Below are 20,412 nucleotides of genomic sequence, written 5' to 3'. Positions count from 1 at the left end.
TCTGGACGTGGGGGATTGAACCTCAGCCCTTTGTCGGCTTCGGTGTGATTTGCGTTTTTGCGTCTTTGGCCTTGGTCGCGTCCGGCAGTTCGCCGGTCCATTCCCAGGCCTGTGTTCCGGGCGGGTTTTCGTACCAGCCCGGATCGGCGTAATCGTCCGCCGAGATGCCCTCGCGGACTTTCACCACCGAGAACATGCCGCCCATTTCGATGGGGCCGTGCGGCCCCCAACCGGTCATCATGGGGACAGTGTTTTCGGGAATGGGCATTTCCATCTCGCCCATATCGGCCATTCCCTTGGTGCCCATGGGCATGTATTCCGGCTGCAGCTTCCTGATCTTTTCGGTGACCTTCGACTTGTCGGCACCGATGAAGGTCGGGATATCGTGCCCCATCGCGTTCATCGTGTGATGCGACTTGTGGCAGTGGATGGCCCAGTCTCCGAGATGCTTGGCGTCGAACTCGTAGGCCCGCATCGCGCCGACCGGGATGTCGATGCTCACCTCGGGCCAGCGCGCTTCCGGCCGCACCCAGCCGCCATCCGTGCATGTCACCTCGAAGTCGTAGCCATGCATGTGGACGGGGTGGTTGGTCATCGTCAGATTGCCGACGCGAACCCGCACCCTGTCGTTCTTCGAGACCACCAGCGGGCTGATGCCCGGAAACACGCGGCTGTTCCAGCACCACATGTTGAAGTCGGTCATCTCCATGATGCGCGGCACATAGGAACCGGGATCGATGTCGTAGGCGTTGAGCAGGAAGACGAAGTCGCGGTCGACGCGCATGAACGTCGGATCTTTCGGATGCACGACGAAGAAGCCCATCATGCCCATGGCCATCTGCACCATCTCGTCGGAATGCGGGTGGTACATGAAGGTGCCTGATTTCACGAGGTCGAACTCGTAGACGTAGGTCTTGCCGACGGGGATATGCGGCTGCGTCAGTCCGCCGACGCCGTCCATGCCGGATGGCAGGATCATGCCATGCCAGTGGATGGTCGTGTGTTCCGGCAGCTTGTTGGTGACGAAGATGCGCACCCGGTCGCCCTCGACGGCCTCGAGCGTCGGTCCGGGCGACTGGCCGTTGTAGCCCCACAGGTAGGCGGTCATGCCGTCGGCCATCTCACGCTCCACCGGTTCGGCGACGAGATGGAACTCCTTGACGCCGTTGTTCATCCGGTGGGGCAGGGTCCAGCCGTTGAGGGTGACGACCGGCTGGTAGTCGGGGCCTGAAGTCGGGTGAAGCGGCGGTTGCATGTCGGCCGTCTCCATTATCGGAGCGTCGGGAAGACCCATGGCCGAGGTCTTTGTCCAGGCGCCAGCCGCCAGCAGGGCGGCGCTTGCTCCGAACAGTTGTCGTCTGTTGAACATGGTGGGGTCCTTTCTCAATGGCCGCCGCCGCCGCTGCTTTCGGAAGCAGCGGCGACTTCGGTTTGTGCCGGCGCGTTCGACGCCCCGCCGCCATAGATTGCGGGCGCAAGATTGGCTTCGGCGAGCCAGAAGTCGCGCTTCGCATTGACGGAGAGCAGGATGGAGTTGATCTTGTCGCGCGTGTCGGTCAGCAGCTCGAAGGTGTTGGTAATCATGCCGTTGTAGGTGAGCAGGGATTCCTCCTCGACCTTGCTGCGCAGCGGCACGACATTGTTGCGGTAGTGCCGCGCAATGTCGTAGTTCGAGCGGTACGCCTCAAAAGCGGAGCGCGCTTCCGAGCGAACGTTGACGGCCTTCTCCGCGAGCTGGTTCGCCGCCCGCATGTATGCCAGCTCGGCCTTGCGCATCCGGGCCTTTCCGCTGTCGAAGATCGGGATGGCGAACTCGAGCTCGACCTGGGCGGTCGTCTCCGTCTTCTTCTTGTCATCCTCGATTTCCCGCTCCGTTTCGAAGCCGGTCAGGATCTCGAGGTCGGTGACATAGCGTGTCGCCTCGGTGAGGCCGTAGGATCTGGCTGTGGCTTCGAGTTCGAGCTTTGCGATCTGGAGGTCTATCCGGTTTCGGATTGCTTCGGCTTCGATGGCGTCTCGTCCGGCAATGGCCTTGGGCAGCGGCGCAAGGCTGTTCGGGACCTGATAGTCCAGATCGCTGCCCCACAGGCCCATGAGCCGCGTCAGTTCCTCCTTGGCGAGGCGTGCCGCCAGGCGGGCTTTTGCCGTCTCTCCGGCAAGTTCGGCGACGAACACATGTTCGCGGGCCTGGGCGCCCTTGGTCATCGCGCCTGTCTCGCCGAGCTTCTCCGCCAGTTCGGAAGCGGCGTCCGCCGCCGCCTGGGCGCGCTGGAGCTGACCGACGGTCTCCCAGGCTGCCACCGTCCCGATCCAGGCACGGCGGGCGTTGGCGGCGAGCTGGAGCGTCCTGACGGCTGCGGTCAGTTGCGCCTGGCGGAAACGGGTGTCGGCGATCGCTATGTCCCGGTTTCTGGTCGCGAGCGCCAGGATGTTCGTCGTGATCATCGCCTCGATGGTCTTGAACGCCCCAAGTTCCGGCGTCCCTATGCCCGTCGTGCCGATGGCAACGGTCGGGTTGATGAACATCGTCGACTGCCAGGCATCGGCCGCGCTGTCACCGAGATCGGCGTAGGCGGCCTGCAGGCCCTTGTTGTTGAGCAGGGCGATCTGGACGGCAGTCTCGACATCGATGGTCTTCTTTTGCGCAAGCAGGCTTTTTACCTGCGCGGCCGCCGAGCGGGCCTGGTTCTGGTTCTGTATCCAGACCGTCTGCTTGGTGGTGACGATCGCGGTCTTGTCGGCAACCGAAGCAAAACCGGCCTGCTTGCTTGCATATTCGGCGCCGGTGACGCAGCCGCTCAGCATCAGCGGGAAGGCCAGTACCGTGACGAATTTTCCGAGGCCGATCATGAAGCGTCTCCTTTCTGCGGAGACTGCAGATCGTTCTGTCTGCGCCAGGGTTTGGGATCGACCGGCTGTCGGGTGACATAACCCGAAACCGGTGATCGATAGACGACCGGGCGCGGGGACGGCTCTTCGATCGCGGCGGAAGACGCCACCACGTCGGGAGGAAGCGTGGATGCGCAGCCGCCGACAACAAGCGGCAGCCCCACCACGAAAAGCGAGGGTTTCATTATAAAATTTCCGAAAAAGAGATAGCCTACGGCGCGCTTGCCCTGATGCAGGCAGGCGACCGACTGGATCCGGTCAAGCCGGTATATCCCTCATCAGATATTCGGGGGGCGATCCAGGGGCGGCAATTCCCCCGGCACGTGCTGATCGTCGATAAACTGCCGGATCGAGGCGACGACCGGCCCGCCTAAGCTCTGGCCCGCGCACAGAAGCACGAAACCGCCGCAAAAATCTTTGCAGCATTCCTGTTTGGCGATCTTGGAAGGACCGTCATTGTCGGCCGCATCGCCATGTGCGTGCTTGTGACTTGAGACGCCGGCCATATCGTGGCTGCCGTGGGCCGCAGCACTCGATACGGTCTTTTCGACTTGCAGGGTCGGACCGTGCATGGCGGCGTCGAGATTGGAAATGCTGTACCCTGCCAGCGATACGATGATCGCCAGCCGCACGAGGAGGAGCAGTCTGCTCAGTGCGATTCGGTACATGGTGCCCATACTGCGTCGATTACATCGAACGCCGTCCATTATCAATTGCGCGGAAGGACTGGCAGCGATTCGCGCCATTTCTGTGGCGCCGGCGCATCGTGCGCGCGCAGGCTGACACTCTATAGCTTTGAGTTTACAGCTTTTCGGAGGATGGGTCGCGGCGCGGAAAGATCATCCGATCAAGCGTTTCGTCCTTGAGGACAAGCGTGTGCCACGCCGCGGCGCCGAAATGGAGGGTGACGATCAGCAGGATGATTTTCGCCAAGGCGACATGGTAGGCCGCGGTTCCGAACCAGAGATAGCTGGTGACGAAACCCAAGCCGGCCTGCACCAGGATTGCCGCGTACAGGGCGTGGTGAAGGGCAGTCGCGGCCTTCTGCCGCCACGAAGCCGGCGATTGCGGCGCCGGCGGCCTCATGATGCGCAGAAGCAACCGGACGCTCATCAGGACTCCGATCAGCATGCCGGAATAATTGTGGACGTTGTGCTGGAAGAGATCGAAGGACGAGGGTGTTACGCCCATATGGGCGGCATGGTGAGTGCGTTCGATGCTGCCGCCGGTGAGGTACTGGACCGGGAGAAGCAGAGCGATCAGCCAATGCAGGCCTATCTGCGCCGTCGAATAGCTGCCTTTCATCATCCCCTCCGGACCTGCTCCACAACCTATCCTGCCGCAGTTAATGCTTCGTGCGCTGCCAGCGCTGTACCATCGACGCCCGCCGCGTGGCAGAGCGGTTACGCCCTCTTTTCGCTCGACTTCGCTGCGACAGGGTCGGAGGGTCGTTCAGTTCGCCTCTTCAGAATTGGCGCGTCCGGCCGGTCAATCGAATGCGAGGTTTCTCGATGATTTCAGGAGTGCCCACCATTTTCGGCGCCGTCCTCGCCGTGTCCGCACTGGTTGCACCGGCGAGCGCGGATATCATCAGCGACCGACAGGCCGACATGAAAGCCATGGCCGCAGCGGCGAAGACCATGGCTGAGATGTTCCGGAACCCCGACACCTATTCGTCCATGCCGTTCGCAGCCGCCGCCGACGCGATCGCCGAGAGGTCGGGCGAGGTTCTTGCAGGACATTTTGCGGATGGCATCGAGGATGCGAGGTCGGAAGCGAAGCCTGACATCGCCGGCGAGCGTGATCGCTTCGAGCGTCTTGCCGAGGATCTTCGGACCTATGCGCGCGCGCTGGACGCGGCGGCGAAAGCCAATCCCGGGGCGATGACCGAGCGCATGCGGATGCAGCCGGGAGAGCCGATGGGCGGCGGACCGCTCGGAACCCATGTTGCCAACGCGTCGAGCCTGTCGTCGCTTCCCGCCGAACACCTTTTCCACCTGATGTTGCAGACCTGCACGACCTGCCATGCGCGGTTCAGGATGGAGCGCTGACGCGAGGCGTCTGCGCGCAGGCGGCGGCGCTGCACGCATTTGCCAGCGGTCCAGGAGACGGGTCGAATGTCCGGCTCATCTCCTGCGAAACAAAGCCGTGAGGCGATTTAACCGCTTGGTCCACGCCATCGGATCGATGATTTCAGGCGTGGACGGCCGAGTCAGTCGCTCAAGCCGAGGCAGAAGGAAAGCGGCCCAGTCGTCGAGATCGCTTTTGCTGAAGTAGGGCAGCCAGACGTCGGAGGGACCATCCCACTGTCTTGGATTTGCCTTCGTCAGATCACCGAGTTTCACCAGGACAGGTCCGCCGTCGTCTCCGACGACCTCGACGTCCGGATCCGGATCGGGCCGGGGAAGGCGGGCGACGATGTGCTCTTCCAAGGCCTTGCCAATGGCTCGGTCGGCCTCGTCCAGATGGCGCAATATTCTGATGTCCTCAGCGGCGCCCACACCTTCCGAAAGGTTGAGCGTAAATTTGCCGCCGGTAAGGCTGTTCGAATATTGCGATACCTGTAGCCAGAAAACCCGTCTGCCTCGGATAAAGCTGCACTTGCCAGCTGCTTGCGATTGCCAGCCGAGCTCCTCAAACCGCGAAGCTAACAGCGACCGCATATGCCGGTGAAAGTCCTTGCTTTTCAGGTGGTCGCGCATGTTTCTGTCCGGAGGTGATCTCGCGCCGGAGCTTCTCATGGTGCGCTTAAAGGTACAAGGGAGACTTGCATGTCAGAAGGGCCTCGCTTCATCCGACGATCGTGCTGATCAGTTCCTCGACTGTCTCGGCGGAGGGCGGCAGGCGTGCGATGGTCACGAGCCGGTCACCTGGTCCGCGCGGTCGCGACATCGATGACAACCATCAGGCCGCCGCCGCCATCCGTCTCGACGTTGTTGTTCGTGGTGTGATGCGAGATATGACAGTGGAGCAGCCATTTTCCCGGCCGTCGCGCGTTCCAAAGAACGTCATATCGTTGGCCCGGAGCGATGTTGACCGTATCGGCCATGTACCTTGCGGACGGTGCCAGCGTTTCCCCATCTACGGCGGCAACTTCGAAAGGACCGCCGTGAATGTGCATCGGGTGGATGGCGCTTGTGTTCGATCCGATGAACCGAACTTTCAAAGTCTGGCCGACAGTCATGCGTACCGTTTCGGTGGCAGGATATGATTTGCCGTTGATCGTGAAGTAGTTGGGAAGCGCTCCCTCCATCGGCATGGACGGGAATGTGAGCCAATCCCTCCTCGTCCATTCCTGAAGCTGCACCATGTATTCCGCGTCCGCCGCGATGACGTCGGCCCGGTTCCTGGGATCGATGATGAGGGCTCCGTAAAGACCGAGGGCCTGCTGACGATCAACATGGTCATGTGTGTGATAGAAATACGTGCCGCGCTGGCCGACTGTGTATTCGTAGGAATAGGTCTGGCCGGGTTCTATCGGCTTCTGCGTAATTGTCGCCGGCCCGTCCATCTCGTTGGGCAGGATCAGACCATGCCAATGCACTGTGGTGCTTTCGGGCAACTGGTTCCGGACGTTGATCCGGACATGGTCGCCTTCCGTGACGCGGAGCGTCGGACCCGGCACCTGGTTGTTGTAGGCGTAGGCATCGACCGTCACTCCCGGAAGGATCGTCCAGCGGATGACGGAGGCGGTGAGGTCGAATACTTTTACGCCGTCCTCCATCCGGGGCTTGAGGACCGAAGCCCCACGGGCGTCGGCAGGCGCCTCGAAGCTGACCTCGCGTGGATCTACTGCCGCCATGTCCTTCATTGCGTCGGCGGGCGTATCGGTTGTCATGATCATCCCCGGCGCCATGATCGATCTTCCAACCTCATGGGCACTGAGGCGCATGTTGACCGCTGTGAATGGATACATGTAGCCGCCAAGCAGCATGATCAGGGTGAAGCCCGCCATGGTCGCGAGCTGGGTCCGGGTGGGGGCGAGAGCCGGGGGCAACTTGGTTCCGTCCTGGTGGCTCTCATGAGAGTCAGGTGAGCCGCGGGATCCATGCTGAGAGTGGTCAGCATCGAGCCGTCCGTTGTTCATGCTGGCGGAACTTTTCGAGGACTGCTGGCCCTCTGCATTTCTCCTTCGCTCGCCGCGGCGCACCGTCATCAATCCATGCTTGAGCTCCTTGAAAACCAGCCAGACGTTGAAGGGATAGGCAGTCGCGAACCCGATTCCGATCCCTAAAACCATGACGCCCCAGAAGAGCATCTCTCCAGGCCACATGGCCCGCATGTCGCGGCCCATCATCAGAATCGCCATGACCGGTGCCATTCCGGCCATCATGGCATTCATGCTGATGAATTCGGGCATGAACGAATTGCGGACGTTCTGCCAGTAGCTTCCTCCCATCATGTTCTTCATGAAGAGCGCCTGGAACACGAACAGACCGACTGTGAATCCGGCAATGTACTCGACGATGATGTCCAGCCACATCGGCAGGCCGATGACAGCCGTGATAACCGCGGCAATGATGATCCCTGTCGCATCGCCGGCGACGCAATGGATGGTGCTTCCGATCCCTTGCTTCCAGAGCGGCCTGACGAACTCTTCGTGAGTGTGCGGACGCGGTTCCTTGTCTGCGAGCACGTAGAGCAGAAGGCCGACCGGACCGAGGTAGAGTGTGACGAGGATGAAGCCCCACTTCATCACGGGCGGCTCAGGATTTAAACGGAACTGGTCCCACGCGACATAGGCGGTGCTCAGCGCAGCGAGGAGAAACCAGGCGGCAAGTAGATAATCGATCGGCTGGATGAACAACGGCGATTCTCCTGATGGTTATCTTCGCAGAGGTCGAATGTTACAGAACTGCGAGGTTAAGAGAGCCTGGGTTGAAATTAGGACCTTCGGGTCAACCGAACAGGTGAAGCTCATCATTTATCCCGACCTCGAAACGCGGATGGTCGCGCGTGGTCTCTGCTGAGCTCGATATTTCCAGGCAGCAGACGGCGTTTGCCACTATCCCGCCAGCCTTACTGGCTCAACGGGACCCGGCTCACTACCAACGGATCGGTGGTTCTGTCCGTCAGGTTTTGGGGCGTGAATATCGTTGCGTCGACGCGGGAACTCGCCACTAATTACAATGAGTTATTTAGTTTTAAATTCAATGGCTTAGATTTATAACCGATTGACTGCAGTCATTCGTTCTGATGCGTTGCGGCGCTTTGGAGGCGCAAAAAGGCTGCTGGGAGAGAGGCGGTACCAGAAATCGGAGTCGCCGACTTGACGTCTTCTTCCATTTGCGAAATGCTAAGATGTCAGACCAATTTTAGCCTGACTGCCTGATAAGAAAATGGGGAACCATGAAGGCAAACAGCAGCGACAGGCCGGTGATCCGGCCGCTTCCTGTTATCGACCGCGCGCGTCAGGTGACCGATGCGTTGGCGGATTATGTCGAAGACGCGCGCCTGCAGGCCGGAGATCGATTGCCGGCGGAGCGGGAGCTGATGGCCGCCCTTGCGGTCGGGCGTTCGACCATTCGCGAAGCGATCCGCCATTTTCAGGCGCTCGGCGTCATCGAGACGCGCAAGGGCAGCGGCACCTATCTGCTGAAACCGGTTTCGAGGGCAACGATCCATATGCCGCTGTCGTTCGACGCGGCGCATCTGCGCGACGCGCTGCTGCAGACGCTCGAAGTGCGCCGTGGCATCGAATGCGAGGCGGGCATGGTCGCGGCGCGGCGGCGTACCGCCAAGGACCTCGTCGTCATCGAGGAGAAGTTGAACGAGATGGAGCGGGTGCATCTAGAAAAGGGCACATCGGGGCCGGAGGATCTGGCCTTCCATCTCGCCGTCTACGACGCCACCCATAATCCGCTGTTTCGCCAGCTGCTCGAACAGATGCGCGAGACTTTCGAGCGCTTCTGGGAGCATCCCTTCGATCGGCAGGATTTTGCCCGCCGGTCCTTTCCCTTTCACCGCACCCTTTTCAACGCGATCGCCGCCGGAGATGCCGAGGCGGCGCGCGCCGAAACGTTGAAAATTCTCGATATCGTCGAGGAAGACATCAAGGAAATGTCCAAATGAGCAGCGGCGCAGACCCGTTCGATCTTGCTTCCATCATCACCGCCCATGACGACGGCAATTTCGCCGACGCCGTCGTGCCGCCGATCTTCCAGACCTCGCTTTTCACCTTCTCCGATTATGACGAGATGATCACTGTCTATCGCGGCGAGAAGGTGCGGCCGACCTATACGCGCGGGCTGAACCCGACGGTGCGGGCCTTCGAGGAAATGCTGGCCAAGCTCGAAGGCGCCGAGGATGCGCTGGGTTTTGCCAGCGGCATGGCGGCGATCTCATCGAGTGTTTTGAGCTTCGTCGAGCCGGGCGACCGCATCGTCGCGGTCAAGCACGTCTATCCCGATGCCTTCCGCCTGTTCGGCACCATCCTGAAACGGATGAAGATCGAGGTGACCTATGTCGACGGGCGTGACGAGGAGGCCGTTGCCAGAGCGTTGCCCGGCGCCAAGCTCTTGTACTTGGAAAGCCCGACGAGCTGGGTGATGGAGGCGCATGACGTCGGCGCGGTCGCCGCCCTGGCCAAGCGCCACGGCGTCGTCTCGATGATCGACAACAGCTGGGCAAGCCCGTTCTTCCAGCGGCCGCTGACACTCGGCGTCGATCTCGTCATCCATTCGGCTTCGAAATATCTCGGCGGCCACAGCGATGTGGTGGCGGGCGTCGTCGCCGGCTCGAAGGAGGTGGTCGCCCGGATCAAGGCCGAGGCCTATCCCTATCTCGGCGGCAAGCTTTCGCCCTTCGACGCCTGGCTGCTGATCCGCGGTCTGCGCACCCTGCCGCTGCGCATGAAGGCCCATGAGGCCTCGGCCCTCGAGATCGCCCGGCGCCTGCAGCGGCTGGAGGTGGTGGAGACGGTCTGTCATCCGGGCCTCGCCAACCGGCTGCCGGCCGGGCTCAACGGCACGTCGGGCCTGTTTTCCTTCATCTTCCGCGAAGGTGTCGATATCCGCGCCTTCGCCGATCACCTCAAGCTCTTCAAACTGGGTGTGAGCTGGGGTGGGCACGAAAGCCTGATCGTACCGGGCGAGGTGGTGCTGCAGCAGAAGGCACAGCCGAATTCCGCGCAAACCTTTGGCATCCATGCGCGATCCGTACGTCTCCACGTCGGTCTCGAAGGAACCGAGGCCCTGTGGAGAGACATTGAGGAGGCGCTCGCCGCCGCCTCGCAACCCTGAAACCGAGAGAACCTAAAAGGGGGACTGAGCATGAAAAAACTAATAATCTCGACGCTCTTTGCTACGATGATGGCGGGTACGGCCTTTGCCGATACGACGCTCAAGCTCGTCGAAGTCATCACCAGCCCGGAGCGCACCGAAACGCTGAAATCGATCGTCGGCAAGTTCGAGGCCGCCAATCCCGGCACCAAGGTCGACATCATCTCGCTGCCCTGGAACGAAGCCTTCCAGAAGTTCGCCACCATGGTGTCGGCCGGCGACGTGCCTGACGTGATGGAAATGCCAGATACCTGGCTGTCGCTTTACGCCAATAACGGCATGCTCGAAAGCCTCGAGCCCTATCTCGCAAAGTGGGAGCACACCAAGGAGCTGACGCCGCGTGCCCTCGAACTCGGCCGCGATGTCAAGAACACCGCCTATATGCTGCCCTATGGCTTCTATTTGAGGGCGATGTTCTACAACAAGAAGCTGCTTTCGGAAGCCGGCGTCGCCGCGCCGCCGAAGACGCTGGATGAATTCACCGCCGCGTCGGAAAAGGTCTCCAAGCTGCCGGGCAAATACGGTTACTGCATGCGCGGCGGACCGGGTGGCCTCAACGGCTGGATGATCTTTGCCGCCTCGATGGCCGGCTCGAACAAATACTTCAACGAGGACGGCACCTCGACGATGAACAGCCCCGGCTGGGCCGAGGGCATCGAGTGGATGGTCGATCTCTACAAGAAGGGTTATGCGCCGAAGGACAGCGTCAACTGGGGCTTCAACGAAGTCGTCGCCGGCTTCTATTCCGGCACCTGCGCCTTCCTCGATCAGGACCCGGATGCGCTGATCGCCATTGCCGAACGCATGAAGAAGGAAGATTTCGGCGTCATGCCGCTGCCGAAGGGGCCTGATGGCAAGTCCTTCCCGACCATCGGTTACGGCGGCTGGTCGATGTTTTCCACCAGCGCCAACAAGGATCTCTCGTGGAAGCTGATCGCCACCCTCGAAGGGCCGGAAGGCAATATCGAGTGGAACAAGCGCATCGGCGCCCTGCCGGCCTATACCGCGGCCGAGAAGGATCCCTTCTATGCCGGTGACCAGTTCAAGGGCTGGTTCGAGGAACTGGCGGACCCGAACACGGTACCGACGGTCATGCCGACCTACCTCGAGGAATTCGCCTTCTTCAAGGATTCGCTGGCGATCAAGACCTCGCAGCAGGCCTTGCTCGGCGATATCTCGGCAAAGGATCTGGCCGACCAGTGGGCGGACTATCTGACCAAGGCGCAGCAGAAGTTCTTGAGCAAGAAGTAGGGGTGAAGGGGGGCGACTGCGGCCCCCTCATCCGCCTGCCGGCACCTTCTCCCCGGTGGGGAGAAGGGAATATGCCCGCAACCTCTCCATCCCCTTCTCCCCACCGGGGAGAAGGTGGCCCGAAGGGTCGGATGAGGGGGCCGCGGCCGCCCAGTTTTCAGAAGCATTACCCGCGCGAGAATCCGCAACCGGGTAGACAATGGAAATTACGCACAGATGACCATTTCCGCCGACACGCTCGACATGCGTCGCGACCGCAGGCCATGGCTGCGTCGCCTTGCCGATGCTTCGGAGCCCTATCTCTACAGCGCGCCGTCGCTGATCCTGATCATTGCCGTGATGCTGGTGCCGCTGACATTGGGCGTGTCCTATGCGTTCCGCGACATCCAGCTGCTCAATCCGTTTTCCGGCGGCTTCATCGGGCTCGATCATTTCCGTGAGCTTGCGGCCGACGCGGCCTTCTATGGGGCGCTGAGGAACACGCTCTGGTGGACCGGCGCCTCCGTCGTCCTGCAGTTCGTCTTCGGGCTGATCCTGGCGCTGCTGCTCGACAAGCCGTTCCCGGGCCGGGCGATCGCGCAGGCGCTGGTCTTCCTGCCCTGGGCGGTGCCGTCCTTTCTTGCCGGCCTCAACTGGGCCTGGCTGTTCAATCCGGTTATCGGGCCGATTCCGCACTGGCTTTTCGCCCTCGGGCTGATGCAGGCGCCGGGCAATATCCTTTCCGATCCCAATTATGCGATGTGGGGGCCGATCGTCGCCAATGTCTGGTGGGGCATTCCCTTCTTCGCCATTACGCTGCTGGCCGCCCTGCAGGCGATCCCGCGCGATCTCTACGAGGCCGCGTCTATCGACGGTGCCGGCTGGTTTCAGCGCTTCCGCTCCATCACCCTGCCGTTTCTCGCGCCGACGATCGCCATCACCGTGCTCTTGCGCACCGTCTGGATTTCCAATTTCGCCGATCTGATCGTCGTCATGACCAATGGCGGGCCGGCCGACCGCACGCAGATCGTCGCGAGCTATATTTTCACGACGGCGTTCAAACGGCTCGATTTCGGTTATGCCTCGGCGATCGCGCTGGTGCTGCTTGCCCTGCTGCTCGCCTATTCGATGCTGATCATCCTGCTGCGGCAGACGCTGCTGAACAAGGATTGAGACCATGAGACGATCCGTCGTTCCCACGATCGCGCACCGCCTGGCAATCCTCTGCTACATCGCCTTCGCGCTCTTCCCGCTGTTCTGGCTGCTCAAGGTCTCGGTGACGCCGAACGACCTGCTTTATAGCGAAGGCGTGCGTATGTGGCCGTCGCGCACGAGCTGGGATCACTATGCCTTCGTGCTGCAGCACAGCGCCTTTCCGACCTTCTTCAAGAACAGTCTGATCGTCTCGGTCTCGACGGCCGTGACCGTGACGATCTGCGCCTCGCTCTCAGGCTACGCATTGTCGCGTTTCAATTTCCGGGCAAAATACTGGATTGTCGCCTTGATGCTGCTGACCCAGATGTTCCCGCTCGTCATGCTGGTCGCGCCGATCTTCAAGATCCTGTCGCCCTTGCATCTGACCAACAGCCTGACCGGCCTCGTCATCGTCTACACCGCCTTCAACGTGCCCTTCGCCACCTTCCTGATGCAGTCCTTTTTCGACGGCATCCCCAAAGATCTCGAAGAGGCGGCGATGATCGACGGGGCCACGCAGTTCACCGCCTTCCGGCAAATCATCCTGCCGCTGACGCTGCCCGGCATCGCCGCGACACTCGGCTTCGTCTTCACCGCGGCCTGGAGCGAGCTGCTCTTTGCGCTGATGCTGATCAACGGCAATGACGCGGCGACCTTCCCGGTCGGGCTGCTCACCTTCGTTTCGAAATTCTCGGTGGATTTCGGGCAGATGATGGCGGCGGGCGTCCTGGCGCTCATCCCGGCCGGCCTCTTCTTCCTGCTCATCCAGCGTTATCTCGTCCAGGGCCTGACGGCTGGCGCGGTTAAGGGTTAAACAAATGGCATCGATCGACATCCAGAACATCCGCAAAGCCTATGGTCACGTGCAGGTGCTGCACGGCGTCGATCTTGAAATCCGGGACGGCGAATTCGTCGTGCTCGTCGGCCCTTCCGGCTGCGGCAAGTCCACGCTGCTGCGCATGATCGCCGGGCTGGAGGATGTCACATCGGGCGAAATCCGGATTGCCGGCGCCAGGGTGAACGAGCGGCATCCGAAGGACCGTGACATTGCCATGGTGTTCCAGTCCTATGCGCTCTATCCGCACATGAATGTTGCCGGCAATATGAGCTACAGCCTCAGACTGCGAAAGACGGCCAAGGAGAAGATTACGAGCGCGGTGGCGGCCGCCGCCGCCAAGCTCGGCCTCGACCCGCTGCTTGAACGGCGGCCGAAGGCGCTTTCCGGCGGCCAGCGCCAGCGCGTTGCCATGGGCCGCGCCATCGTGCGCCAGCCAAAGGCTTTCCTGTTCGACGAGCCGCTGTCCAATCTCGATGCGCGCCTGCGCGAACAGATGCGCGCCGAAATCAAGAAACTGCACGGCGAGCTGAAGGCGACCTCGATCTACGTCACCCACGATCAGATCGAGGCGATGACGCTGGCCGATCGGATCGTCGCCATGCATGGCGGCGTTGTCCAGCAGGTCGGCAGTCCGCTGGAACTCTACGACCGGCCGGCCAACCTGTTCGTCGCCGGCTTCATCGGTTCGCCGGGGATGAATTTCCTCGAGGCGAATTATGATGCGGGTGGCGTGCGGCTGAAAGACGGAACGATCGTGCCGCTGGCAAAGCCGCTGCCGCTTGAAGACGGCGCGAAGGTGACGCTCGGCATCCGGCCCGAGCATGTGCTGATGACGAATGATGGAACCGGGCTTGCAACCGATGTGGAGCTCGTCGAGCCCACCGGCTTCGGCATCATCCTGCACCTCGCGCTTCACGGCCTGCCGTTCAAGATCTTCACGCTCGACCGCGATGCGCTGAGGGCGGGGCCGAAGGTCAACGTCGCCTTCCCGCCGCAATATCTGCATGTGTTCGATGGCGAAGGACAACGCGTCGATTGAGCCGGCGAGGATCAAAACCACTCCTCAGGCGCTCCTATCTGCTGGTTGTTCCCATCGCAGAAAGCACCGGGCGTGGAAAAGATCGATCAGATTCAAGGGGATGATCGAGACTCGGAAAACGCGTGAATCATTTTGGTTAAGCTATTGAAATTTGATTCGTTTTGATTCGGAACCAATCGTAAAGTGATTCGGTTGACTCGCACTGGTTGCGGCAGGAGCGCGTACGAAATGGTTGCCCCGAGAGCGAATTGGAAAGGCTTTATCAAGTTCGGAGAGGTCGCTTTCCCTGTGGCGCTCTACACCGCCGCCTCCACATCCGAGCGGATTGCGTTTCACACGCTGAACAGGAAGACCGGCAATCGGGTGCGCCGGGAATTCGTGGACGGCGAGACTGGCGATCCGGTCGAACGCGAGGACCAGGTCAAGGGTTTCGAGATCGAAGATGGTCGCTATGTTGTCCTCGAGCCGGAGGAGGTCGCCGCCGCCGTTCCCGAAAGCGACAAAACGCTGAAGGTGGAGGCATTTGTTCCTTATGACGAGGTCGACGACGTTTATTTCGACAAGCCTTATTATCTGGCCCCCGACACGATGGGCAGCGACGCATTCAAGCTGCTGAGGGATGGCATGAAGAAGGCCAAGGTCGCGGCCATCGCCCGGACGGTGCTGTTCCGGCGCCTGCGGACGCTCCTCATCCGCCCCCTCGGCAAAGGGCTGGTGGGCTCCACTTTGAACTTCGACTATGAAGTCCGCTCCTCCGAGAAGGCTTTCGAGGAGATGCCGGATCTCAAGATTGAAGGCGAGATGCTGGAGCTTGCCAAGCATATCATCAACACCAAGAAGGGCGAGTTCGATCCGAAGGAATTCAACGATCGTTACGAAGCGGCCGTCGCCGAACTGGTGAAGGCCAAGATCGAAGGCCGCGCCCTGCCAAAGAAAAAAGCCCCACCCGCTGTGAAGCCGAACGACCTGTTGCAGGCGCTGCGTGAAAGCGCCGGCATGACGGCTCCAGCAAAGACGAAGCGCACCGCCGCAAATGCCAATGCCGGCAAGAGCAGGCAGAAGGCCGCACGCGCATCGACGCCGAAATCCCGCAGCCCCGGCGGCGCCCATCAGCGCCGCACCGGGTGATCGGAGGTTGCCATGGCGATCCGGCCATACTGGAAAGGCTATCTGAAGCTATCGCTCGTCACCTGCCCGGTGCAGATGATGCCGGCCACCTCAGAAAACGAGAAGGTGCGCTTTCACACGCTCAATCGCGCGACTCAAAACCGCGTCATCAGCCACTATGTCGATGCGGTCACCGGCAAGGACGTGAAAGATGAAGATGAGGTGAAAGCCTATCAGCGCGGTGAGAACGAATACGTCTTGCTCGAAGACGAGGAGTTGGAGAACGTTGCGCTTGAAAGCACGAAGACGATCGATATCGGAGTGTTTACGCCCCGCAACAGCGTCGAATGGATCTGGCTCGACACGCCCTACTATCTTTCACCCGACGATCCGGTCGGCCAGGAGGCATTCTCGGTGATCCGCGATGCGATGGCGGCAGAAGACATGGTCGGCATCTCGCGGCTGGTGATTGCACGCCGCGAGCGCGCCGTCATGCTGGAGCCACGCGGCAAGGGCATCGTCCTTTGGACCCTGCGATACGGTGACGAAGTGCGCGACGCGGAGAGCTATTTCGAACGGGTCGACGATCAACCGGCGGACAGCCAAATGATGCCGCTGGTTCAGCAACTCATCAAGAAGCAGACGCAGCATTGGAACCCCAAGATGGCCTCCGACCCCGTGCAGGATCGGCTGCTCGACATCATCGAGGCCAAGAAGAAACTGATGAAGAAACCTGCCAGGGCAAAAACGAAGGGCAAGGAGAAGGCGGAGCCGGCCCCTAGCAACGTCATCAATATCATGGAAGCCCTGCGCAAATCCGTCGATGCCGAGAACCGATCCGGCAGGCCTTAAGCAATGACCAGACCACGGCAGCCCTCCGCCCCGCTTCTTCGCGAGTCCAGCTCTTCGATACAATCTCGACCTGTCCGCCGGCGGGATCCCGCCCAGCCAAGCCTGCCGTTCGATGCAATGCCGTCCAGAGTGGAGCCCTGCCTGGCGCTGCTGAAGCAAACGGTGCCGCAAGGGCCGGATTGGATTTATGAGGTGAAGTGGGACGGCTACCGATTGGCGATCCACATCGAGCCAAAGGGCATTCGCATCCTCACCCGCGGCGGCCATGACTGGACCCACCGATTCCCAACGATCGCCGCAGGGGCAAGAGAGCTCGGTGTATCGAGCTGCATTCTCGACGGAGAAGCCGTCGTTCTCGATGAAGAGGGTCGCTCCGACTTTGGAGCGTTGCAACGCTCGCTCGGCGGCAGGGGCGGCAAGCGGATCTCAACCGAATCCATCTTCTGCGCCTTCGATCTGTTGTACCTCGATGGTCACGACCTGACCGGAACCGAACTCTCGGTCCGCCGTCACCTTTTGCAGGATCTGATTCCCGGGACCGACGAGGGCGCCATTCGGTTCTCGCGAGAACTGGATTTGAGTGGCGAGGATCTGCTCGAGCACGCCTGCCATCTGGGCCTTGAAGGCATCATTGCGAAGCGCGGGGACCGCCCTTATCGGAGTGGTCGTCTCGGGGACTGGCAGAAAATCAAGTGCGTTCAGAGCGACAGTTTCATGATCGTCGGTTACGAGGAATCCGCCAGCACCCGCGGCGGGCTCGGCAGTCTCTTGCTTGCGGGTCGCAAGGGGCAAGACTGGATCTATGTCGGATCGGTGGGCACGGGGTTCAATCGGGAGGAGGCGGAGTATTTGCGCAAGACGTTGAACCGTCTCCAAACGAAAAAACCTGTGGTGCCGCTGAAAGGAAAGCGCCTTGTTTTTTCCCAGCCGACCCTCATCGCCGAAATCGAGTTTCGCGGCTGGACGCGCGAGGGCAGCCTCCGCCACGCTTCATATAAAGGCCTTCGTGAAATCCAGGATAATGCTGCTGTCTTCGATATGGCTGATGCCACGGCGACCACGGGACGTTCCGCGGGCGATTAAGACCGAGCAAACACCAACTGCGGCCTACCGCGTGGCGGTGTCAGGCGGCATGTTTGCCGGTGCGGCTGAGCCTCTTGATGGCCTGCTCCAGCGGACGCTGCCCCTCACAATAATCCTTCCAGGCGGCCGACTTCGACAACAAAGCAGGCACGGTTCGAACCGTAAACCTTTTGGGGTCAAGGTCTGATTTCACCTGTGTCCACGTCAGAGGCATTGACACCGTGGCGCCTGGACGGGCTCGAGGGGAGAGTGCAGCCACCGCCGTCGCCATGCGGTCGTTGCGCAGGTAATCAAGGAAAATGCGACCGTTCCGCAGGCTCTTCGTCATTTTGATAAGATAAAGGTCGGGGTTGCTCCGGGCCATCTGCTGGCAGAGGTCGCGCGCGAAAGCCTTTGCTTCAGGCCAGGACAACGGCTTGCGCTTATTGACTGCAAGTGGCGTCACCACATGCAGGCCCTTGCCGCCGGTCGTCTTGCAGAAGCTGATCAATCCGAGGTCCTGCAGCCGGTCGCGCATTTCCCGGGCAGCCGCAACAACCGTGGAAAAGGCAACATCGGGCCCGGGATCGAGATCGAATACCAGACGACCAGGGACTTCCGGTTGACCGGGTTCGCAGTTCCAGGGATGAAGCTCGACCGCCGCGATCTGGGCGACCGCGGCCAGCCCTTCGATGCGATCGATCTGCAGATATGGCTTCTTGTCGCCGAACACCTTGACCAATTCGAGCAGGTTAGATTGCCCGGGCATCGCATGGCGCTGGAAAAACTGCTCGCCACCCATTCCATCCGGAGCACGGATGATGGAGCAGGGCCTGCCCTTCAGGTGGTCGATCATCCAGTCGCCCACCGCTTCGTAATAGCGGGCCAGTTCTTCCTTTGTCACCGGCACGCCATCATTGGCATCCGGCCACAATGGTTTGTCCGGGTTGGAAATGAGCACGCCCATGACATCGGCCTTCTGACCCCTGCGGCGCGTTGACCTCGGTTCGGCCCTCGGAGCCGGCTCCGCAACCTCGGCTTTAGCGGATGTTGGCGATCGTTCCGCCTCGACCTCCTTAGCCGGTTTATCCTGGCGCAGTCCTTTGAAGGCTGCCTGCCGGACAAGACCGTCCGCAGTCCAGCCCTCGAATTCGATCTCTGCGACAAGCTCGGGCTTCACCCAGACGACGTCAGCCTGCTTCTTCGGAGCGCCGGTTCCAGTGAACGGCGACTTCGCCGTCTCCAGCGCCTTCAGTTTCGGAAGCAGCGTTTCGACCTTCTTGGCGCCGTAGCCGGTCCCGACACGGCCGACATAAACAAAGTTATCGTCGCTGAAAACACCGACCAGAAGGGAACGAAACTTGCCGTTGGTCTTGGCATAGGCGCCGATGACCACCTCGTGTCCGGCACGGCATTTGGACTTCGCCCAGCTTTCCGTTCGACCGGACTGATAAGCGGCATCTGCCTGTTTTGACACGATGCCTTCCAGCGAGAGCTTGCATGCCGACCGGAGAACGGCGTCGCCATCGCCGGTGAAATGTTCGACGAAGCGGATGCGAGGATCTTCGTCGGCCTCCGTGAGGAGCTCCTGCAGCCGCGCCTTTCGCTCGATGAGGGGCTTCAGACGATAATCCTCGCCGCCGTCGTAGAGCAGATCGAAGGCGAAGTAGACGAGATTGCCGGTCTTGCCCTCGGACAGTGCGGCCTGCAGAGCGGCGAAGTCCGGCGCACCATGCTCGTCGAGCGCGCAGATCTCGCCATCGAGGATACAATCCGGAAGCGCTGACGCCGCCTGGGCGATTTCGGGGTACTTGGCCGTCCAGTCGAGACCTTTCCTGGTTTTCAACGTCGCTTCGCCGCCGAGCACCCGCATCTGGATGCGATATCCATCGAATTTGATCTCATGAAGCCAACCGTCCCCGCCAGGCGGCCGCTCCCGTTTCTCGCAAAGCTGCGGCGCGATGAAACTCGGCAGATCAACCGCCGTCGCCGTGCTGCTGCGCCTTCCGCCTTTCGCCTCCCGCCGCTCGTCGGCGGCCAGTCCGTGATTGCTGTCCCAGACGGCGTTGGCCTCGACCTTGCCGCCTTCGACCATGAAAGGTTTCGGCTTGCGCCCCTTGCCGGCTGCGATCATTTCCATGCTGCGGCCCGAAGCGACCGAGGTGGCGTTGCCCTCCAGGATAGCGGCACCGTTCTCCTCCACCGAGAACTCGTCATGGTGCTTGATCAACAGCCAGTTGGTACGCTTGCTGCGCTCGCGATCGCTACGCATGCGCACCAGCACGAAGCTTCCGTGCAAGCGCTCGCCGTGAAGCGTGAACTTGAAATCGCCCTTGAGAAGGGCTTGCTCGGGGCTCGCCCGTCCCTCCGGCTCCCAATAACCGCGATCCCACAGCATGACCGTGCCGCCGCCATACTGGCCTTTCGGAATCGTGCCTTCGAAATCGCCATAATCGAGTGGATGGTCCTCGACCTCGACCGCCAGGCGCTTATCGTGCGGATCGAGCGATGGGCCCTTGGTGACTGCCCAGCTCTTGAACACGCCGTCGAGCTCGAGCCGCAGGTCGTAGTGCAGCCGTGTTGCATCGTGCTTCTGAATGACGAAGCGGCGGCGGTTGCTCTTTTTGATGCGCCGCTCACCGCTGGGCTCAGCGGTCTTCTGAAAATCGCGTTTCGATCGATAGCTCGATAGCTTGTCGCTGGCCATGGCTGTTCCCGGACATTCGGTGCTCAAACGAAATAGCGGTCATCGTTGTTCCAACGCCGAGCGATGGCCAAATCCCTTGAAAAGCAAGGGCGCGCTTGCCGCCAGCTGGCACGGACGGGCACTGTCAGCCCCGTCATTATATGATCGCGTATCAACGACTGCGGCGCCAGAATCATTCGCCGAGCGGAAAAAACTTTTGCCGCATCGCCCGCAA

General features: G+C 61.1%; 18 protein-coding genes. 10 read left to right on the top strand and 8 right to left on the bottom strand.

The window, feature by feature from the left end; translation table 11 throughout:
- Window positions 1-22 precede the first annotated feature (22 nt).
- The 5 genes from EFD56_RS08405 to EFD56_RS08385 form a co-directional block, all read right to left on the bottom strand.
- On the bottom strand, window positions 23-1,369 hold the full coding sequence (locus EFD56_RS08405; protein ID WP_085744053.1) for a multicopper oxidase family protein: 1,347 nt from the start codon (window positions 1,367-1,369) through the stop codon (window positions 23-25).
- A 14-nt stretch (window positions 1,370-1,383) separates the two neighbouring features.
- Complete coding sequence (locus EFD56_RS08400; protein ID WP_085744054.1) at window positions 1,384-2,850, bottom strand: TolC family protein; 1,467 nt, start codon at window positions 2,848-2,850, stop codon at window positions 1,384-1,386.
- Window positions 2,847-3,074 carry a hypothetical protein gene (locus EFD56_RS08395; protein ID WP_010006508.1) on the bottom strand — a complete coding sequence of 76 codons (228 nt, stop codon included), beginning with the start codon at window positions 3,072-3,074 and terminating at the stop codon, window positions 2,847-2,849. Before EFD56_RS08395 ends, EFD56_RS08400 begins: the two co-directional genes overlap by 4 nt.
- A 93-nt stretch (window positions 3,075-3,167) precedes the next feature.
- Complete coding sequence (locus tag EFD56_RS08390) at window positions 3,168-3,566, bottom strand: hypothetical protein (protein WP_085744055.1); 399 nt, start codon at window positions 3,564-3,566, stop codon at window positions 3,168-3,170.
- 124 nt (window positions 3,567-3,690) lie between these two features.
- The gene (locus EFD56_RS08385; protein ID WP_085744056.1) at window positions 3,691-4,194 is read right to left on the bottom strand and encodes a cytochrome b; all 504 of its coding nucleotides are present in this window, start codon (window positions 4,192-4,194) and stop codon (window positions 3,691-3,693) included.
- Window positions 4,195-4,385: 191 nt separating this feature from the next.
- On the opposite strand from EFD56_RS08385, the gene EFD56_RS08380 reads away from it, so the two are divergent.
- Window positions 4,386-4,940, top strand: coding sequence for a cytochrome c (locus tag EFD56_RS08380; RefSeq protein ID WP_085744057.1), 555 nt, complete (start codon window positions 4,386-4,388; stop codon window positions 4,938-4,940).
- A gap of 75 nt (window positions 4,941-5,015) precedes the next feature.
- On the opposite strand, the gene EFD56_RS08375 is transcribed toward EFD56_RS08380, so the two are convergent.
- Window positions 5,016-5,591 (bottom strand): hypothetical protein, encoded by a 576-nt coding sequence (locus tag EFD56_RS08375; RefSeq protein WP_085744058.1) that lies wholly within the window; start codon window positions 5,589-5,591, stop codon window positions 5,016-5,018.
- Between the two features lie 164 nt (window positions 5,592-5,755).
- Window positions 5,756-7,696, bottom strand: coding sequence for a multicopper oxidase domain-containing protein (locus EFD56_RS08370; RefSeq protein ID WP_085744059.1), 1,941 nt, complete (start codon window positions 7,694-7,696; stop codon window positions 5,756-5,758).
- A 542-nt stretch (window positions 7,697-8,238) separates the two neighbouring features.
- Between EFD56_RS08370 and EFD56_RS08365 the strand changes: the two genes are divergently transcribed.
- From EFD56_RS08365 to ligD (EFD56_RS08325), 9 genes are all read left to right on the top strand, one after another.
- On the top strand, window positions 8,239-8,961 hold the full coding sequence (locus tag EFD56_RS08365) for a FadR/GntR family transcriptional regulator (protein ID WP_020923112.1): 723 nt from the start codon (window positions 8,239-8,241) through the stop codon (window positions 8,959-8,961).
- The gene (locus tag EFD56_RS08360) at window positions 8,958-10,130 is read left to right on the top strand and encodes a PLP-dependent transferase (RefSeq protein ID WP_085744060.1); all 1,173 of its coding nucleotides are present in this window, start codon (window positions 8,958-8,960) and stop codon (window positions 10,128-10,130) included. The genes EFD56_RS08365 and EFD56_RS08360 overlap by 4 nt, the downstream gene beginning before the upstream one ends.
- Before the next feature lie 30 nt (window positions 10,131-10,160).
- Entirely contained in the window at window positions 10,161-11,420 is a 1,260-nt protein-coding gene (locus tag EFD56_RS08355; RefSeq protein ID WP_085744061.1) for an ABC transporter substrate-binding protein, read from the top strand.
- 216 nt (window positions 11,421-11,636) lie between these two features.
- Complete coding sequence (locus EFD56_RS08350; RefSeq protein WP_085744063.1) at window positions 11,637-12,572, top strand: carbohydrate ABC transporter permease; 936 nt, start codon at window positions 11,637-11,639, stop codon at window positions 12,570-12,572.
- Window positions 12,573-12,576: 4 nt separating this feature from the next.
- Complete coding sequence (locus tag EFD56_RS08345) at window positions 12,577-13,407, top strand: carbohydrate ABC transporter permease (RefSeq protein ID WP_012490572.1); 831 nt, start codon at window positions 12,577-12,579, stop codon at window positions 13,405-13,407.
- 4 nt (window positions 13,408-13,411) lie between these two features.
- Complete coding sequence (locus tag EFD56_RS08340; RefSeq protein WP_046977162.1) at window positions 13,412-14,470, top strand: ABC transporter ATP-binding protein; 1,059 nt, start codon at window positions 13,412-13,414, stop codon at window positions 14,468-14,470.
- Between the two features lie 228 nt (window positions 14,471-14,698).
- Complete coding sequence (gene ku, locus EFD56_RS08335) at window positions 14,699-15,598, top strand: non-homologous end joining protein Ku (RefSeq protein ID WP_085744064.1); 900 nt, start codon at window positions 14,699-14,701, stop codon at window positions 15,596-15,598.
- Window positions 15,599-15,610: 12 nt separating this feature from the next.
- Window positions 15,611-16,429 (top strand): non-homologous end joining protein Ku, encoded by an 819-nt coding sequence (gene ku / locus EFD56_RS08330; RefSeq protein ID WP_004672103.1) that lies wholly within the window; start codon window positions 15,611-15,613, stop codon window positions 16,427-16,429.
- A gap of 3 nt (window positions 16,430-16,432) precedes the next feature.
- Window positions 16,433-17,512 (top strand): non-homologous end-joining DNA ligase, encoded by a 1,080-nt coding sequence (gene ligD, locus EFD56_RS08325; RefSeq protein WP_085744065.1) that lies wholly within the window; start codon window positions 16,433-16,435, stop codon window positions 17,510-17,512.
- A 40-nt stretch (window positions 17,513-17,552) separates the two neighbouring features.
- Here ligD (EFD56_RS08325) and ligD (EFD56_RS08320) read toward each other — a convergent pair whose 3' ends face one another.
- Window positions 17,553-20,198, bottom strand: a complete 2,646-nt coding sequence (gene ligD, locus EFD56_RS08320) for a DNA ligase D (protein ID WP_126905054.1) — start codon at window positions 20,196-20,198, stop codon at window positions 17,553-17,555.
- Window positions 20,199-20,412: the final 214 nt, after the last annotated feature.

This window comes from Rhizobium phaseoli (assembly GCF_003985125.1).
In the GTDB taxonomy this organism is placed as follows: domain Bacteria; phylum Pseudomonadota; class Alphaproteobacteria; order Rhizobiales; family Rhizobiaceae; genus Rhizobium; species Rhizobium phaseoli.
This window is presented reverse-complemented; position numbering and strand designations above follow the sequence as displayed.

Bases quoted from the DNA above. Each gene is read 5' to 3' on its own strand.
- EFD56_RS08405 (WP_085744053.1), bottom strand. From the start codon at position 1,369: ATGTTCAACAGACGACAACTGTTCGGAGCAAGCGCCGCCCTGCTGGCG.
- EFD56_RS08400 (WP_085744054.1), bottom strand. From the start codon at position 2,850: ATGATCGGCCTCGGAAAATTCGTCACGGTACTGGCCTTCCCGCTGATG.
- EFD56_RS08395 (WP_010006508.1), bottom strand. From the start codon at position 3,074: ATGAAACCCTCGCTTTTCGTGGTGGGGCTGCCGCTTGTTGTCGGCGGC.
- EFD56_RS08390 (WP_085744055.1), bottom strand. From the start codon at position 3,566: ATGGGCACCATGTACCGAATCGCACTGAGCAGACTGCTCCTCCTCGTG.
- EFD56_RS08385 (WP_085744056.1), bottom strand. From the start codon at position 4,194: ATGAAAGGCAGCTATTCGACGGCGCAGATAGGCCTGCATTGGCTGATC.
- EFD56_RS08380 (WP_085744057.1), top strand. From the start codon at position 4,386: ATGCGAGGTTTCTCGATGATTTCAGGAGTGCCCACCATTTTCGGCGCC.
- EFD56_RS08375 (WP_085744058.1), bottom strand. From the start codon at position 5,591: ATGCGCGACCACCTGAAAAGCAAGGACTTTCACCGGCATATGCGGTCG.
- EFD56_RS08365 (WP_020923112.1), top strand. From the start codon at position 8,239: ATGAAGGCAAACAGCAGCGACAGGCCGGTGATCCGGCCGCTTCCTGTT.
- EFD56_RS08360 (WP_085744060.1), top strand. From the start codon at position 8,958: ATGAGCAGCGGCGCAGACCCGTTCGATCTTGCTTCCATCATCACCGCC.
- EFD56_RS08355 (WP_085744061.1), top strand. From the start codon at position 10,161: ATGAAAAAACTAATAATCTCGACGCTCTTTGCTACGATGATGGCGGGT.
- EFD56_RS08350 (WP_085744063.1), top strand. From the start codon at position 11,637: ATGACCATTTCCGCCGACACGCTCGACATGCGTCGCGACCGCAGGCCA.
- EFD56_RS08345 (WP_012490572.1), top strand. From the start codon at position 12,577: ATGAGACGATCCGTCGTTCCCACGATCGCGCACCGCCTGGCAATCCTC.
- EFD56_RS08340 (WP_046977162.1), top strand. From the start codon at position 13,412: ATGGCATCGATCGACATCCAGAACATCCGCAAAGCCTATGGTCACGTG.
- ku (WP_085744064.1), top strand. From the start codon at position 14,699: ATGGTTGCCCCGAGAGCGAATTGGAAAGGCTTTATCAAGTTCGGAGAG.
- ku (WP_004672103.1), top strand. From the start codon at position 15,611: ATGGCGATCCGGCCATACTGGAAAGGCTATCTGAAGCTATCGCTCGTC.
- ligD (WP_085744065.1), top strand. From the start codon at position 16,433: ATGACCAGACCACGGCAGCCCTCCGCCCCGCTTCTTCGCGAGTCCAGC.
- ligD (WP_126905054.1), bottom strand. From the start codon at position 20,198: ATGGCCAGCGACAAGCTATCGAGCTATCGATCGAAACGCGATTTTCAG.